This window comes from Hylemonella sp. GW821-FHT12C09, assembly GCF_058807395.1.
This window is the reverse complement of sequence record NZ_JBXAQQ010000003.1, coordinates 162,310-178,783: the sequence shown is the minus strand read 5'-3', so window position 1 is coordinate 178,783 and position 16,474 is coordinate 162,310. Positions and strand designations below refer to the sequence as shown.

13 protein-coding genes are annotated in these 16,474 nt (G+C 66.9%); 3 read left to right on the top strand and 10 right to left on the bottom strand.

Going from position 1 to position 16,474, the window contains the following annotated elements; all coding sequences use genetic code 11:
• Positions 1–5: 5 nt before the first annotated feature.
• A complete protein-coding gene (gene mraZ / locus AC1RRP_RS06690; RefSeq protein ID WP_174254296.1) occupies positions 6–434 on the bottom strand; it encodes a division/cell wall cluster transcriptional repressor MraZ in 429 nt (142 codons plus the stop codon).
• Between the two features lie 392 nt (positions 435–826).
• Between mraZ and AC1RRP_RS06685 the strand changes: the two genes are divergently transcribed.
• A complete protein-coding gene (locus tag AC1RRP_RS06685) occupies positions 827–3,721 on the top strand; it encodes an HD domain-containing phosphohydrolase (protein WP_493034445.1) in 2,895 nt (964 codons plus the stop codon).
• A gap of 24 nt (positions 3,722–3,745) precedes the next feature.
• On the opposite strand, the gene hslU is transcribed toward AC1RRP_RS06685, so the two are convergent.
• The 6 genes from hslU to AC1RRP_RS06655 form a co-directional block, all read right to left on the bottom strand.
• Positions 3,746–5,077: an ATP-dependent protease ATPase subunit HslU gene (gene hslU, locus AC1RRP_RS06680; RefSeq protein ID WP_493034443.1), complete on the bottom strand. Its 1,332-nt coding sequence runs from the start codon at positions 5,075–5,077 to the stop codon at positions 3,746–3,748.
• Between the two features lie 78 nt (positions 5,078–5,155).
• The gene (gene hslV / locus AC1RRP_RS06675) at positions 5,156–5,704 is read right to left on the bottom strand and encodes an ATP-dependent protease subunit HslV (protein WP_493034441.1); all 549 of its coding nucleotides are present in this window, start codon (positions 5,702–5,704) and stop codon (positions 5,156–5,158) included.
• A 135-nt stretch (positions 5,705–5,839) separates the two neighbouring features.
• Positions 5,840–7,702, bottom strand: a complete 1,863-nt coding sequence (locus AC1RRP_RS06670) for an STAS domain-containing protein (protein WP_493034439.1) — start codon at positions 7,700–7,702, stop codon at positions 5,840–5,842.
• Between the two features lie 44 nt (positions 7,703–7,746).
• The gene (dksA, locus tag AC1RRP_RS06665; RefSeq protein WP_493034437.1) at positions 7,747–8,721 is read right to left on the bottom strand and encodes an RNA polymerase-binding protein DksA; all 975 of its coding nucleotides are present in this window, start codon (positions 8,719–8,721) and stop codon (positions 7,747–7,749) included.
• Positions 8,722–9,078: 357 nt separating this feature from the next.
• A complete protein-coding gene (locus AC1RRP_RS06660; RefSeq protein ID WP_493034435.1) occupies positions 9,079–10,131 on the bottom strand; it encodes a CobW family GTP-binding protein in 1,053 nt (350 codons plus the stop codon).
• Positions 10,132–10,266: 135 nt separating this feature from the next.
• Complete coding sequence (locus AC1RRP_RS06655; RefSeq protein ID WP_493034433.1) at positions 10,267–11,451, bottom strand: class I SAM-dependent rRNA methyltransferase; 1,185 nt, start codon at positions 11,449–11,451, stop codon at positions 10,267–10,269.
• Positions 11,452–11,539: 88 nt separating this feature from the next.
• Here AC1RRP_RS06655 and AC1RRP_RS06650 point away from each other — a divergent pair, with 88 nt between their 5' ends.
• Positions 11,540–13,282, top strand: coding sequence for a methyl-accepting chemotaxis protein (locus AC1RRP_RS06650; RefSeq protein ID WP_493034431.1), 1,743 nt, complete (start codon positions 11,540–11,542; stop codon positions 13,280–13,282).
• 7 nt (positions 13,283–13,289) lie between these two features.
• Here the strand turns inward: AC1RRP_RS06650 and AC1RRP_RS06645 are convergent, their stop codons facing one another.
• The 3 genes from AC1RRP_RS06645 to dapF are packed head-to-tail and all read right to left on the bottom strand — an operon-like array spanning position 13,290 to position 15,803.
• A complete protein-coding gene (locus AC1RRP_RS06645; protein WP_493034429.1) occupies positions 13,290–14,252 on the bottom strand; it encodes a tyrosine recombinase XerC in 963 nt (320 codons plus the stop codon).
• A 3-nt stretch (positions 14,253–14,255) separates the two neighbouring features.
• On the bottom strand, positions 14,256–14,930 hold the full coding sequence (locus tag AC1RRP_RS06640) for a DUF484 family protein (RefSeq protein ID WP_493034427.1): 675 nt from the start codon (positions 14,928–14,930) through the stop codon (positions 14,256–14,258).
• Positions 14,931–14,939: 9 nt separating this feature from the next.
• A complete protein-coding gene (gene dapF / locus AC1RRP_RS06635) occupies positions 14,940–15,803 on the bottom strand; it encodes a diaminopimelate epimerase (protein ID WP_493034425.1) in 864 nt (287 codons plus the stop codon).
• A 70-nt stretch (positions 15,804–15,873) separates the two neighbouring features.
• Here dapF and AC1RRP_RS06630 point away from each other — a divergent pair, with 70 nt between their 5' ends.
• Complete coding sequence (locus AC1RRP_RS06630; protein ID WP_493034423.1) at positions 15,874–16,419, top strand: carboxymuconolactone decarboxylase family protein; 546 nt, start codon at positions 15,874–15,876, stop codon at positions 16,417–16,419.
• Positions 16,420–16,474 lie beyond the last annotated feature (55 nt).

The window sequence follows — 16,474 nt, the reverse complement described above, 5'->3', positions numbered from 1 at the left end:
TTCTTTCAGAAGGAAAAGTCCTTGAAGACGTCCGGCATGTCGCCCTGCATGGCCTGGGCCTCCTGCGCGTCGTAGGTGGCCTTGTCCCAGAGTTCGAAATGGTTGCCCATGCCCAGCAGCATGGTGTCGCGCGTGATGCCGGCAGCGGCGCGCAGTTCGGGCGAGACCAGCACGCGGCCGGTGCTGTCCATCTCCACGTCCATGGCATTGCCCAGGAAGATGCGCTTCCACCACTGGGCCGCCATGGGCAGCGCGGCGATGCGCTCGCGGAACTTCTCCCACTCGGGGCGCGGAAAGACCATGAGGCACCCATGCGGATGCTTGGTGATGGTGAGCTGGCCGGCCGCCGTGGCGCTGAGCACGTCACGGTGCCGGGTCGGCACAGACAGCCGCCCCTTGGCATCCAGACTCAGCGACGAAGCCCCTTGAAACACGCGCACAACCCCTTTTTCTGCACCAGTACGGGAAGGGGAAAAGCGCAGACGCACTTTTCACCACTTAATTCCACTTTTTTGCACTGTAGCAGCAAAACACTGACCGACAAGAGGGGAACCAGAAAAATTTCAATGAAATCAAGGACTTAGAAACACTTTCACACAATTTTCAGAGGTGAAATCTTCTTCTAAATTAAGTACTTAGCTAACGTTATGAATGTGATGCTTGAAGCACCTGATGCGTGCAGTCCAACAACGCAGGGGCCACGCCTGGCCGCCAAATGCAACACTTGAGCAGCGCCGAGGGACCGAACGGGCGAGGAGCTGACCACCAGCAGCAGCCGTGTACATTCGCCATAGGAACAACACCCGCGCGCCCGGCGCGTTCTGTCATGAGCACCACCCCCGCCCCGCCCCGCCCCGACGCGGGCACCGGCTGGTCGATCCGCCTGCAATCGCTGATCGCAACGGTGGTCGTGACCTCGATGCTGATCCTCGCCGGCGGGCTGCTCTGGAACAGCTGGCAGTCAGCCCGCACCGCCCTGCTGGATGCGGCCGGCCAGAGCTTCGGTGACATCGGCAACCTGATCAACGAGAAGAGCCGGGGCATCGTCGGCCCCGCGCAGGCCACGCTGCGCCAGCTCTCCTTCGACCCGCTGGCGCGAGCGACCCGGCTGGAGGAGCGTTTCGAGCGGGTCGTCGTGCTGGCCGACATCCTGACCTACAACCCGCTGCTGGCCGCGGTGTATGCGGGCTATCCGAATGGCGAGTTCTTCCTGCTGCGCCGGCTCAACACCCCGGAGCTGCGCCTGTTCTTCGATGCCCCGGGCCAGGCCGGCTGGCTGGTGCAGAGCATGACACGCGCACCGGATGGCCGCCTCAGCGGCCAATGGCATTACCTGGACACCAGCCTGCGCCGGCTGCGCACCCAGAACCTGCCCGACTACCAGTTCGACCCGCGCCAGCGCCCCTGGTACGAGAGTGCGCAGGGCGCCGCGGGCCAGCACCTGACCGCACCCTACCTGTTCTACACCTCGCGCCAGATTGGTGTGACGCTGAGCGAGCGCAGCCGGGATGGCCGCGCGGTCCTGGGGCTGGACGTGGACATCTCTGCCATCGGGGAAGAGATGAAGGCCTTGCGCTACACCCCCAACACCCAGATCGCCGTCGTCGATGCGCAGCAGCGCGTCGTCGCCTATCCGGGCACCCTCCAGCACCTGCAGCGCCAGGGCGAGGCGGTGAACTTCAAGACCCTGGCCGAGCTGGGCATACCGGCCCTGCAGGCCCTGGCCACCAGCGCACCCCAGGCCAGGCGCGCCTACGGCTTCGACGCGCAGGATGAGCGCTGGTACGGCATGCGCATGGAAATGGACGCAGTGCCCGGAAGCCAGCTGGACATCCTGGTCGCCATTCCGGACCGCGACCTGCTGGGCAACCTGCGCCGGGACCTGCAGCGCCAGGCCCTGCAGGGCCTGCTGATCGCACTGCTGCTGCTGCCGCTGGGCTGGCTGGCCGGACGCCAGATCGGCCACGCCATGCACCGGCTGTCGGCGCGCAGCCGCAAGCTGGCGCACTTCCAGTTTGAAACCGCCGCAAGCCCGGACGCCAGCCCCCTGCAGGAAGTGCAGGAGCTCGACCGCGTGCTGCAGCACATGGGCCGCACGGTGCAGAACTTCCTGGGCATCACGGAGACCATCAGCCGGGAAGCCCAGACCGAGGTGATGCTGGGCAAGGTGCTGAACCAGCTGGTGGAGACCACCAACTGCGTGCAGGGCGTGGTGTACCTGGCGAGCGAGGACGACAGCGAGCTGGTGCTGGCCGCCGTCTCGCGCCGGCGCGATGGCGCCGCAGACAGCACCCACAACCTGCCCGGGCGTGTTCCGGTGGCCACCGGACTGGCCTGGACCGGCGAGCAGCGCTTAGCCGACAGCCTGGCCATCCGGCTGCGCAGCCGGCAGCAGGAACTGCTGGGCCTGCTGGTGCTGCAGTTCGGCGCCGACCAGCGAGACGCCGGCGACGATTTCCGGGTCTTCGCGGAACGGCTCTCGGGGGTGCTGGAGGTCTCGATCGAGACGCGCCAGCTGATCGAATCCCAGCAACGCCTGCTCGACGGCGTCATCCGCCTGCTCGCCGACGCCATCGACGCCAAGAGCCCCTACACCGGCGGCCACTGCGAACGCGTGCCGCTGCTGGCCGAAATGTTCGTCGACCGACTCAACGGCGACCCGTCCAGCCCTTACGCCGGGCGCTGGAATGCGGAGCAGCGCTACGAGTTCAAGCTGGGCGCCTGGCTGCACGACTGCGGCAAGATCACCAGCCCCGAGCACATCATCGACAAGGCCACCAAGCTCGAGACCATCTACAACCGCATCCACGAGATCCGGACGCGCTTCGAGGTGCTGCACCGTGATGCCCTCATCGACTACTGGCAGGCCCTGGCGGAGGGCCGCGGCGATGCAGACAGCCTGGGACGCACGCTGCAGCAGCGCCAGCGGCAGCTGCAGGACGACTTCGCCTTCGTCGCCGGCTGCAACGTCGGCAGCGAAACCACCGACGAGGCCGACCTCGAACGCCTGCAGGGCGTGGCCGCGCAGACCTGGCAGCGCCATTTCGATGACCGCCTGGGCCTGTCGATCGAGGAAATCCGGCGCGTGAGCGGCCAGACCCGCCCGCCCTTGCCGGCCACCGAGGTGCTGCTGGCCGACCGCCCCGAACATGTCGTGCCCTGGGGGACGCGCCGACCGCCGGTGGAACGCGGCGATCCAGCCAATGTGTGGGGCTTCGACATGCAGTTGCCGGCCAGCGAGCGCAACCTGGGCGAACTGCACAACCTGTCGGTGCGCAGAGGCACGCTGACCGCGGAAGACCGTTTCCGCATCAACGACCACATCGTGCAGACGCTGATCATGCTGCGCCGGCTGCCCTGGCCGCGCCATCTCGCGCGTGTGCCCGACATCGCCGCCACGCACCACGAGAAGCTCAACGGCCAGGGTTATCCGCGCCGGATGGGCGCCGGCCAGCTCACGGTGGAAGACCGCATCATCGCGATTGCCGACGTGTTCGAGGCGCTGACCGCACCTGATCGCCCCTACAAGGGGCCCAAGACGCTGAGCGAGTCACTGGACATCATGGCCCGCATGGCCCGCGAAGGCCATCTCTGCCCGGAGATGTTCGGCATCTTCCTGCACCAGGGCATCTGGCGCGAGTTTGCGGATCGCCACCTGGCCCCCGCGCAGATCGACGCGGTGGACATCGAGGCGCTGAGCGAACACGCCCGCGGCCGCTGAGTGCCGTGGGCCGGCGGCCCGGCCTCAGAGGATGTAGCGCGACAGGTCTTCGTTGCGGCTGAGGTCGGCCAGGCGCGCATCGACGTAGGCCGCATCGATGTGCACCGTCTGCCCCTGCAGGCGCGTGGCCGTAAAGCTGACCTCGTCGAGCAGGCGCTCCATCACCGTGGCCAGGCGGCGCGCGCCGATGTTCTCGGTGCGCTCGTTCACGTCGTAGGCGATGTGGGCCAGGCGGGTAATGCCCTCGGGGGCGAACGCCAGCGTCACGCCCTCGGTGGCCAGCAGGGCCTGGTACTGGCGCACCAGCGAGGCATGCGTCTGCGTGAGGATGGCCTCGAAGTCCTGCACCGACAGAGACTGCAGCTCGACGCGGATCGGCAGACGGCCCTGCAGTTCGGGAATCAGGTCGCTGGGCTTGCTCAGGTGGAAGGCGCCCGAGGCGATGAACAGGATGTGGTCGGTCTTGATGACGCCATACTTGGTGGAGACCGAGGTGCCCTCCACCAGCGGCAGCAGGTCGCGCTGCACGCCCTGGCGCGAGACCTCGGCCGTACCGCTGCCCTCCGAGCGCGAGGTGACCTTGTCGATCTCGTCGATGAAGACGATGCCGTTCTGCTCGGCGTTCAAAAGCGCCTGGGTGCGGATCTCCTCCTCGTTGACCAGCTTGGCCGCCTCTTCGTCGACCAGCAGTTTCATCGCGTCGGCGATCTTCAGCTTGCGCACCTTGCGTTTGCCCGCTCCGAGCTGGCCGAACATCCCACGCAGCTGCTCGGCCATGTCTTCCATGCCAGCCGGCCCCATGACCTCCAGCTGGGGCCGCGCCTCCGCCACGTCGAGCTCGATCTCGCGCTCGTCGAGCTGGCCCTCGCGCAGCTTCTTGCGAAAGACCTGGCGCGCGGTGCTGTCGGGCTGGGGCTCGGCCGCCGCGGCTTCCAGGCGTGGCGACGGGATCAGGATGTCGAGGATGCGGTCCTCGGCGGCGTCTTCGGCGCGCGTGCGCACCTTCTTCATCTCGGCCTCGCGGGTCTGCTTGACGGCCACCTCGGCCAGGTCGCGGATGATGGAGTCCACGTCCTTGCCCACATAACCCACTTCCGTGAACTTGGTGGCTTCCACCTTGATGAAGGGGGCATCCGCCAGCTTCGCCAGGCGACGTGCGATCTCGGTCTTGCCCACGCCGGTGGGGCCGATCATCAGGATGTTCTTGGGCGTGATCTCCGGGCGCAGCGCGGCATCGACCTGCTGGCGGCGCCAGCGGTTGCGCAGCGCAATGGCCACGGCGCGCTTGGCATCGGCCTGGCCGACGATGTGACGGTCGAGTTCGGAGACGATCTCCTGCGGGGTCATGGATGACATGGCGTTATGGACAAGAGCAGGTTCAGTTCGAATGACACGGATCAAACCGCGGAACGCCGTGGGCGAGTGTCGGGGGTGTCACTCCAGCACCTCGATGGTGTGGTTCAGGTTGGTGTAGATGCAGAGCTCGCCGGCAATCTCCAGCGACTGCTTGACGATGTCGCGCGCGCCCAGCCCGGAATGCTTGAGCAGGGCGATGGCCGCGGCTTGCGCATAGGCGCCGCCCGAGCCGATGGCGACCACGCCGTTCTCGGGTTCCAGCACGTCACCGTTGCCGGTGATGATGAGCGAGCACTCGCGGTCGGCCACGGCCAGCATGGCCTCCAGGCGGCGCAGCACGCGGTCGGTGCGCCAGTCGCGTGTCAATTCAATGGCGGCGCGCTGCAGATGGCCCTGGTGTTTTTCGAGCTTGGCCTCGAAACGCTCGAAGAGCGTGAAGGCGTCGGCGGTAGCGCCGGCAAAGCCGGCCAGCACCTTGTTGTGATAGAGCTTGCGCACCTTGCGCGCCGTGCCCTTGACGACGATATTGCCCAGCGTGACCTGGCCGTCGCCGCCAATGGCGACCTGCAGGCCGGCGGCCGTCTGGCGCCGCACACTGATGATGGTGGTGCCGTGAAATTGTTCCATGGCCGTATTGTCCGGCATCCGAACACGCACCCTCCGTGGCTGGGGGTATCCATTCGTGGGCACCCGTGGAACCGGCTGTGCCGGGCCACTGGGTGCGCCCCCTGGGGGGGCGCCGCAGGCGCTTCGGGGGAAACTTCAAGCTGCGCGCGGAACGACGCGCGCATGCTCGGAGATGCCGATCACGTTGAAGAAGGCGGCCACGATGCGGTTGACATCGCGGAACTGCACCTGGCAACCGCGGGCCTGCTGCTCAGCCACCCAGTTCAGGATGCTGCCGGCCGCCGAGAAATCAACGCGGATCAGGCGGGCACAGGAGACCACCATGCGGGTGGCGCCCTCCATGCCGGCCTCCAGCCTGGCCAGCACTTCGGCAGCATCGCCCAGGATCTCGCCATAGAGTTCGACCACCGCCGGGGGCTGGTCTTCCAGGCCGACCGGCACGGTCAGGTTCTGCAGCGGGTCATCCCAGGTGGAGTTCGGTGCGTCCCAGCTGGAGCGGATGGCTTCGGCCTCGGCCTCCGCGGCATCCATGGCCCCCTGCAACTCGCAACTGCAGCGCGGCTCCTGCCAGGAGGGTGGCGAGACTTCGAAGGTCACGCAATAGTCCAGCGCCACCAGCTCGAAGGCGTCCTGCAGGCGCATGACGCGCAACGCATCCATGCGCAACTGCCAGCACAGCGGGGCCACGGTGCGATCCCCCGAAGGCGTGAGCGCCTGGAGCCCACGCTCCAGGCTGGTGTGGCCGCGGAAGACCAGTACGGCCGGCGTGACACACCACTGGGCCACCAGGCGCGCCAGCACGGGCACGGCATCCAGGCCGATGAGGGACAAAGCCTGCCAGTCCAGCACCAGGGGGCCTGGCACGCGCATCAAGGCATGCAGTTCTTCCAGCGAGGCAGCGCTCAGCTGGGGCGGGCAGGTCCAGTCCGGCGCGCTGGCGGCCGACGTGCTTGCCCGTGCAGTGGGGGGGGCCACGCTGGCCTTGGAGCGGCTCAGCAGATCGGGGGTGGAGAACCAGGCCGGTGCCGAACGCCCGAAACGGTTGGCGAATTCGATGGCCACGCTGTCAAAACGGGCCTGCTGCCCGGTAGCGCGGTAGAGATCGAACAGGGCAGACATCCAGGTCTCGGCCAGATCGGGGCGCAGGTTGTCCCCATGCAGCACCGTCAGCAAGCTCTCCTCGGCGCCGGCGTCGTCGCCGTTGGCAAAGCGGATGGCGGCGTCTTCCAGGTCGGGATCGGTCAGGTTGTCGGACGGCACGGCAGCGTAGAGACGCTGGGTCGAGAAACCGGCACCCATGGGCGCGCGGGCGGCCATGGGCTGAAGGGTTTGCGGATGGCTGGCCGGTGCACGCCCGCCCGCTGCGGGGGACGCAGACCGCATGCCCATGGGGGCCTGCAGGGTCGGCGCGGGCTCGGCCAGCTGGGTGGCCGGGTACTCGCCGCCTTGCGGGGCATCCGCCCAGCCGGAACTGCTGGGGCGCAGGGCCGAGGCCACGGTCGGCTCGAAGCGGCTGTCCTCGGGGTCGGAGTTGGGCGCCGCATCGGGCGCAGCCGTCGGCGGCTCGGTGGGCCCGGCATCGGGCCGCAGGCCCGGGCTGGCGCCTGAGATCGGGAAGGCACCGGCACGCGAGACGGCCTCCTTGCCCTTCCACCACTGGCGCGACATCTGCGCCTCGATCTCGTCGATCTTCTTCAGCGTCTCGGCACGGTCGTCGTGGTTGGAGGTCAGGCTGCTCTGGAAGAAGGAGGGCCTGCCGGCCTGATCGGCCGGCCCCAGGGGCTCGCGACGGCGCAGCTTGCGCAGATGATCGAACTCGCGCTTGCGCACGAAGTCGTTCTGCCGCTTGCGCTCGATCATCTCCTTGAGCGCCTCCTTGCTGTAACCGCTGTCGGCCTCCGGCTCCTTCTGGTCAAGCTCGGACCAATCCTTGGTCGGATTGCGCACGAACTTGGCCACCTTGGACAACAAGCCGGACCGGTTTTCGTCTTCAGCCATGTCTGGATTATGCGGTGCGCGTCAGAAGGAATGTGTGTGCTGGATCAATCCCCGAACATCTTCTGCTTGAGCTCGCGACGCTGCTGGGCTTCCAGCGAGAGCGTGGCGGTGGGACGGGCCAGCAGGCGGCCCACGCCGATGGGTTCACCGGTCTCGTCGCAGTAGCCATAGTCGCCGGCATCGATGCGTGCGATCGACTGCTCGATCTTCTTGAGCAGCTTGCGCTCGCGGTCGCGCGTACGCAGCTCCAGCGCGTGTTCTTCCTCGATGGTGGCGCGGTCGGCCGGGTCCGGCACGATGACGGTGTCTTCGCGCAGATGCTCGGTGGTCTCGCCGGCGTTGTTCAGGATGTCCTGCTTGAGACGCTGCAGGCGCACGCGGAAGGCGGCCAGCTGCTTGTCGTTCATGTACTCGCTGTCGGGCATGGCGACCAGCTCGTCGTCGCTCAGCGTTTCGCCCGGCTTGGTTTTCCAGTTGTTGACGAGTTTGGGGTCTTTTTTGACAGAGGAAGGCAGGGGAGGAGCGATCAGGGTCTGGGACATGGTGGGGGTGTAACTGGCTTTGACGGCGGTGGATGCCACCGACTGGGCCATGGAGGGAACGGTCAGCTGTGCCAGCCGGGCCGAGGCCTTGGCGGTACGTGCGGGCGACTCGGGCTGGGCCGGGGTCGCCTTCACCGGCAAAGGTGCAGGCGTCTTGGCCGGCAACTTGGTCACCGCCTTGACCGGGGTCTTGGCAGGCGCTTTAGCCGGCGCCTTGGCAGGTGCTTTGGCGCTGGTCTTGCCAGCCTTGACCGCTGGCTTGGCAGCAGCTTTCTTGGGCGCAGCCGCCTTGACGGCCGCCTTCTTGGCCGCGGGTTTGACAGCCGCTTTCTTCGCGGGCGGCTTGGACACGGCTTTCTTGGCCGCCCCAGGTTTGGAAGTCTTCACGGACGGTTTGGCCTTGGCCACCGGCTTGGCAGCAGCTTTCTTGGGGGCCGGTTTGGCCTTGCCCACAGCAGATTTGGCTTTGGAAGACACGGACACCTTTCCTGGTTTGGCTTTCACTTCTTGTCTCCTGGCACGCAGGGCCTGCGCTTGTTTCTTCTGGCCTGCTGTTATACCCGCAATGCGGTCCCGGCCACGGGTTCCGGCCAAAATTTATGGCGCGCCAGCGTACCGTCTTTCACAGGACTGACGCGGGGGTTGCGAAATCGAGACACTACGCTCGCGCTCGCTGGCAAGGCAGGAGGCTCCGAACCTGTGAAGAAATCGTAACGAGCGGCCCGAGCGCAAGGCGGACGGAGCGCAGCCACCGGAACGTACTTGACGTACGTGAGGATGGCGAGCACCGCCCAACGCGGCGAACGGGCCGCGCAGTAGATTTATCACAGGTTCTCAGACCAGGCTCTGTTCCAGGCCCTGCAGCAGGATGTCCTTGGGCAGGTCGATACCGATGAAGACCATCTTGCTCAGGCGCTGCTCGCCCTCGGCCCAGGCGGGCCCCAGGTCGCTACCCATGAGCTGGTGCACCCCCTGGAAGATCACCTTGCGATCGGTGCCCTTCATGTGCAGCACGCCCTTGTAGCGCAGCATGCGCGGGCCGTAGATGTTGATGATGGCGCCCAGGAAGTCCTCCAGCTTGGCCGGGTCAAAGGCCCGCTCGGAGCGGAAGACGAAGCTTTTCACATCGTCGTCATGGTGATGGTGGTGGCCATGGCCGTGCTGGTGCGAAGGATGGTCGCAATGCTCGCCGTGCTCGTGGTCATGCTCGTGGTGCGCATGATCATGCGCATCCTTCAGGAAATCCGGGTCGATCTCCAGCTTGGCATTCAGGTTGAAGCCCCGCAGGTCGAACACCTCGCTGATCGCCACCTCGCCGAAGTGCACCGCCTTCTGCGGCGCCCGCGGGTTCATGTGCTTGAGGCGATGCTGCAGCGCCGCCAGGTCTTCGGCCGAGACCAGGTCGGTCTTGCTGATGAAGATCTGGTCGGCGAAGCCGACCTGGCGGCGGGCCTCCTGGCGGTCGTTGAGCTGCTGGGCGGCGTGTTTGGCGTCCACCAGGGTGATGACGGAATCGAGCAGGAAGCTCTCGGCAATCTCGTCATCCATGAAAAAGGTCTGCGTCACCGGGCCAGGGTCGGCCAGGCCGGTGGTCTCGATCACCACACGCTCGAAATCCAGCTCGCCCTTGCGTTTCCTGGCCGCCAGATCCTGCAGGGTGGTGCGCAGGTCCTCGCGGATGGTGCAGCAGATGCAGCCGTTGCTCATCTGGATGATCTGCTCGTTCGTGTCGGCGACCAGGATGTCGTTGTCGATGTTTTCCTCGCCGAACTCGTTTTCGATCACGGCGATCTTCTGGCCATGCGCTTCCTGCAGCACGCGCTTGAGCAGGGTGGTCTTGCCGGAGCCTAAAAAGCCGGTGAGGATGGTGGCGGGGATCAGGGCCATGGGTGCAGTCTCGGATGGGGAGGGGTGACCGCCCACTTGTGCATGGCGCAAGCGGGCGCAGGCGATGGAACTGGGTATAGATGGAGAGTTTAGCGAGATCGTCAAGAGGCAGCCGGTGCAGGGGTTCGCCGCGGCTCAGTCCTTGCGCATGACCACCAGGCCCTTGAGGTACTCGCCTTCCGGGAAGTTGATCGTCATGGGGTGGTCCGGTGCACCGCCCATGCGCTCGTGGATGTAGCCGTCCACGCCGGCATCGGTGCCGGCCGAGGCCACGATCTTGTGGAACAGGTCGGCGCTGATGCCACCCGAGCAGGAGTAGGTGAACAGCACGCCACCGGGCTCCAGGATCTTGAGCCCCAGGCGGTTGATGTCCTTGTAGGCACGCGCGGCACGCTCGGCGTGCGCCACCGTGGGGGCGAACTTCGGCGGGTCCAGCACGATGGCGTCGAAAGTGCGACCTTCCTCCACAAAACGGCGCAGGCTGGCGTTGACGTCGGCGTCCAGAAACTCGGTGCGCGCCGCATCGAAGCCGTTGAGCGCCACATTCGCGCGCGCCTGCTCGATGGCCGGCCCGGACGAGTCGATCGATGTGACATGGGCCGCGCCGCCGGCCAGCGCCGCCACGCTGAAACCGCCCGTGTAGCAATAGCAGTTGAGCACGCGCTGGAACTTGAGCCGGGCCGCGTAGTCGGCAAAACGCTTGCGGCTGTCGCGCTGGTCGAGGTAGAAACCGGTCTTGTGGCCCTGGGCGATGTCCAGGCCCAGGCGCCAGTCGTGCTCGCGCAGCACCAGCCCGGTCGGCCCCTCCCCGCGCAGCCAGCCACTCACCTCCGGCAGTCCTTCGAGTCCGCGCGCACTGGCATCGGAGCGCTCGTAGAGCCGGCTGAGACCGGTTTCGGCCAGCAGCGCGTCGGCCAGCACATCCTTCCAGCGCTCAGTGCCGGCGCTCAGGAACTGGGCGACGAGGGTATCGCCATAGCGATCGACGATCAGCCCGGGCAGGCCGTCGGATTCACCATGGACAAGGCGCAGGCCGTCACTGCGGATGTCGAAACGGGTCCGGGCGCGAATGGCCGAGATCACGCGCTGCCTGAAAAAAACCGCGTCTATGCGCTGTTTTTCGTCGAAACTCCAGACACGCGCACGGATTTTCGAGGACGGGCTGAACGCGGCCCAGGCCAGGAACTCCCCCTGCCCGGACTCCACGCGCACCGTCTCGCCCACGTCGCCACCGCCCTTGGCGATGGCCGATTCGAAAAGCCAGGGGTGGCGGCGCAAGAGCGAGCGTTCCTTGCCTTCCTTGATGCGTATCACTTTCATGGCCTGAATTGTCGGGCTTTTCCGGGGTTCCCTTCCGCGCCAATTTGGTTAGAGTGGGAGAAACGGGCCATAGCCCGAGGAGATAGGTATGCGATTGAAGGACGTCAAGCTCGGAACCAAGCTCATGGGGGGCTTTATCCTGGTCCTGTTTCTGGCCGCCATCCAGTCGGCGCTGGCTGTCTTCGGCACGAATGCGCTGAACGCCAACTCCCAGCAGGTCTCGGACCACCTCCTGCCCAGCGCCCTGCACACGGGTTTCCTGGGCACGCAGGCCAGTCGCCTGCGTGCGGCGCAGTTCCAGCACCTGCTGATTTTTGGCGAGGACGAGCGACGGGCCATCGAAAAGCAGATGGAAGGCCTGCGCGAGGCCGTCAACACCGAGTCGCAGGGTTACGCCAGCATCATCAAGGGCGGTGAGGAGAAGGCCCATTTCGACAAGTTCCAGGCCGAATGGAAGAAGTACCAGGCGCAACAGACCGAAATCGTCGGGCTGGCGCGCCAGCGCCGTGACGAGGAGGCCATGGACATCCTCAAGGGCCCCGGGCTGCAGACCTTCGATGCCATGCTGGCCGAGCTGCGTGCGCTATCGGAGCTGTCCCAGGACGGCTCGATCCTGGCGCGTGACACGAATGCGGAGCTCCAGCGCAACGTGATGATCGGCAACCTGGGTGCCCTGCTCGTGACCATCGTGCTGGGCCTGCTGATCGCCCGCACCCTGAGCCGCGCCATCTCGGGCGGCGTCGGATACGCCGCCAGCCTGGCCAGCAAGGTCGCCCAGGGCGACCTGAGCTCACCCATCAACCCCAACACACGGGACGAGATCGGCACCCTGCTGCACTCCCTGCGCGACATGCAGGCCTCGCTGGCCCAGGTGGTCTCGCGCGTGCGCCAGGGCAGCGAATCGGTCTCCACCGCCAGCGCCGAGATCGCCCAGGGCAACCACGACCTGAGCGCGCGCACCGAAAGCCAGGCCAGCGCGCTCGAAGAAACCGCGGCCAGCATGGAAGAGCTCTCCTCCACCGTGAAGCAGAACGCCGACAACGCCCGCCAGGCCAACCAGCTGGCCCAGACCGCGTCGACGGTGGCCGTCAAAGGTGGCGAGGTGGTGGCCGAGGTGGTGGGCACCATGAAGGGCATCAACGACAGCGCGCGCAAGATCCACGACATCATCAGCGTGATCGACGGCATCGCCTTCCAGACCAACATCCTGGCGCTCAATGCCGCGGTGGAAGCGGCGCGGGCCGGCGAGCAGGGCCGCGGGTTTGCGGTGGTGGCCTCCGAAGTGCGTTCGCTGGCCGGGCGCAGCGCCGAGGCCGCCAAGGAAATCAAGAACCTGATCACCGACAGCGTGCAGCGGGTGGAGCAAGGCAGTGCCCAGGTCGACCAGGCCGGCGCCACCATGAACGAGGTGGTGGCGGCCATCCGGCGCGTGACCGACATCATGGCCGAGATCAGCGCGGCCAGCACCGAGCAGAGCGCCGGCGTTTCTCAGGTCGGCGAGGCAGTGACGAACATGGACCAGGCCACGCAGCAGAACGCCGCGCTGGTGGAAGAGATGGCAGCTGCCGCTTCCAGCCTCAAGGGCCAGGCGCAAGACCTGGTGGAGTCGGTGGCGGTGTTCAAGCTGGCCGGCTCGCCGCCGGCGCTGGCTGCGCGGCAGCCGGCGCAGATGCAGGTGCGCGCCCCATCGCCCAAGCCGGCTTCGGCGCCCGCCTCTGGCGCGCAGCGCCGCCTGGTCGCGCCAGCCCAGCCCAGGGTAGCCCCGCCTGCCGCAGCAGCAGCGCCGGCCAAGCCTTCCGCAGGCGCGGACAGCGACTGGGAGTCTTTCTAAAAGACCTTCAGCCCTTGCCCGGCGTCTTGCTGCGCGCGCGCGGATGCGCTGCGTCATAGGCCCGCGCCAGGTGCTGGAAATCGAGGCGTGTGTAGACCTGGGTGGTGCTGATGTTGGCGTGGCCCAGCAGTTCCTGCACCGCGCGCAGGTCGCTGCTGGACTGCAGCACGTGGCTGGCGAAGGAGTGGCGCAGCATGTGCGGATGCACCGGCGTGGCCAGCCCGGCCTGCTGGCTGCGGCGCTTGAGGCGCAACCAGATCGACTGCGGCGTCAGACGCGTGCCGGTGCGACCGATGAAAAGCGCCGGCTGCCCGGGGGCAACACCTGCCGAGCCACGCACGGCAAGCCACTGCCTGAGGGCCGACATCGCGGCCGAGCCCACCGGCACACTGCGCCGTTTGCTGCCCTTGCCCAGCACGTGGGCCTCGCCGGCCTGCAGGTCAACCCAGCCGCGCGCCGCGGCGCTGGCCGTCACGTCCAGGCCTGTCAGCTCACTCACGCGCAGGCCGCTGCTGTACAGCAGCTCCACCATGGCAGCGTCGCGCGCCTCCAGCCAGGGATCGTTGCCCTCGGCATGGAAAGCGGCCAATTGCACCGCGTCGTCGACGCTCAGGGCCTTGGGCAGGGGCTTGGCTGCCTTGGGCGCACGCACATCCTGCACCGGGTTGCTGCCCACCAGGCTCTCGCGCCCGAGCCAGGCATAAAACCCGCGCCAGCCCGAGAGGATGAGCGCGATGCCACGCCCGCTGCGCCCGCCGCCATGCATCTGAGCAATCCAGCGGCGCACATGGGCGCTGTGCACCTGCAACAGGGGCACCTGGGCCTGGGTCGCGAATTCGCCGAGTTTTTGCAGGTCCAGCGCATACAGCTCGACCGTACGCTGTGCCAGACGTTTCTCCACCCGCACGTGCTCAAGATAGCGCTCGACCAGTGACTGGTCATGGGCCGCGAGCGCGACAGGCGGGGTCACGACTTACCTCAGCGGCGTCAGCGCGGCGCTGGCCACCTCGGCGATGCGCGCCAGGAACTCCGTGCCCATGGTGCTGGTGTAGCGCTGGGCGTCGGGTGAGGCCAGCACCAGCATGCCGAAGGCCGGGCCGTGGTTGCCAGCCTCCAGCGGACGCAGGGGCAGCAGGGCCAGCGAGATGGCCTGCGAGGGATGGGCCAGCCAGTTGGTGGCTTCAAAACCGGAATTGACACCGCAGAAGGGTTCGCTCAGGGAGTTGGCCAGCAGGCGCGCATCTTCGCTCACGCCCTGGGCAAAGGCCGCTGCGGCGAAATCCGGGTTCACGTCCCAGACGCGGATGGCGACCTGCGGCACGGCGAACAGCAGCTGGATCGATTCGGCAATGGCCCCGGGCAGGGCGTCCGCATCCTGCGTGAGGAACAGGTCGCGCGCCCAGCACAGCATGCGGTCGGACAGCGCCAGGTTGTCGCTGCCATGGCGGATCATCTCGATCAGCCGGCCTTCGAGCATGCGGATCTTCTCGCGCAGCATCTCGGCCTGGCGCTCCTGCAGGCTGACCGTGCGCCGGCTGTGCGGGCTGATCAGGCGCACGGCGGCCAGCAAGTCGGCCTGGCGCTCGAAGAACTCGGGGTTAGCGTGCAGGTAGTTGGCGATGTCTTGTTCGGTCATGGTGTCAGTCATACAGAGGATTCATGGGAGGACGGGCACATCGACCTCGCCCTGGAACACGGTGGAGGCCGGACCGGTCATCAGGACCGGGCTGCCCTGGCCGGCCCATTCGATGGTGAGCATGCCGCCACGCGTCTGCACGTCCACGCGGGCCTCGAGCAGGCCCAGGCGGATGCCGCTCACCACGGCCGCGCAGGCGCCGGTACCGCAGGCCAGTGTTTCACCAGCGCCGCGCTCCCACACACGCAGCTTCACGCGCGTGCGGTCCAGCACCTGCAGGAAGCCGGCGTTGACCCGGCGCGGGAAGCGCGCATGGTTCTCGATCAGGGGCCCCTGCGCCGACACCGGAGCCGTTTCCACATCGGCCACCAGCTGCACCGCATGCGGGTTGCCCATGGACACCACGGCCACCGGCACGGTGGCGCCATCGACCGGCAAAGGCCAGGTCAACCAGTCCCCGTGGGTCAGGGGCGTGAGGCCGGCGCCGTCGAAGGGGATGCGCGGCAGCTCGAAGATGGGAGCACCCATGTCCACCGTGACACGGCCATCGGGCGTGAGGCGCGGCTCGATCACGCCGCCCAGGGTCTGCACGCGGATGACATCCTTGGTCGTCAAGCCCTGCTCGCGCACGAAACGCGCGAAACAGCGCGCGCCGTTGCCGCACTGCTCGACCTCGGCACCGTCGGCATTGTGGATCACGTATTCGAAATCGAGGCCCGCAGCAGGCGCCGGGCGCACGGTAAGGATCTGGTCGGCGCCGACGCCGAAATGACGGTCGGCCAGCCATCGGTACTGGGCGGTGGACAGGCCCAGACGGCCGCGTGTCTCGTCGAGCACGACAAAGTCATTGCCCGCACCCTGCATCTTGGTAAAGCGGATACGCATGGCCGCAAATTATCCGCCCATTCAAGGTTTATCCTTGAGGCCTTCCTCAGCCACCGACGAGAAAACAACGATGCGACTGCCCGAATGGACTCCCGAACGCAAGCCCCAACCGCAGGACCTGGTGGACGCCATCCTCGCGCGCCGCGGCGGCACGCTGATCAACCTGGACAAGGCCCTGCTGTGGAGCGAGCCGCTGGCACGCGGCTGGAACACCTATCTGAAGGCCGTGCGCAGCGAGCTGCCCACCAGCCTCAAGCTGCGCGAACTCGGCATCTGCACGGTGGCCCTGCTGACCGGCGCCAAGTACGAGTACCACCACCACGCCCCGGATTTCCTGGGTGCGGGCGGCACGCAGGCGCAACTGGATGCCCTCAACGCTTTCGTCAAGACCGATCCACGCGGCATCCCGCGCGATCCCTCCTTGAGTGAACTGGAATCGCTGGTGATCCGCTACGCCGCGCAGATGACGCTGGACGTGAAAGTGACGGACGAGGTCTTCGACGCCCTGCGCCAGCATTTCAACGAGACGCAGATCGTCGAACTGACCAGCGCGATTGCGACCTACAACATGGTGGCGCGGTTCCTGGTGGCGCTGCAGGTCACACCGGAGAACTAGCACACCCCCCTGGCGGCCCGCAGGCCGCCCTCCCCCTTGCAGGGGGCAACGCCTG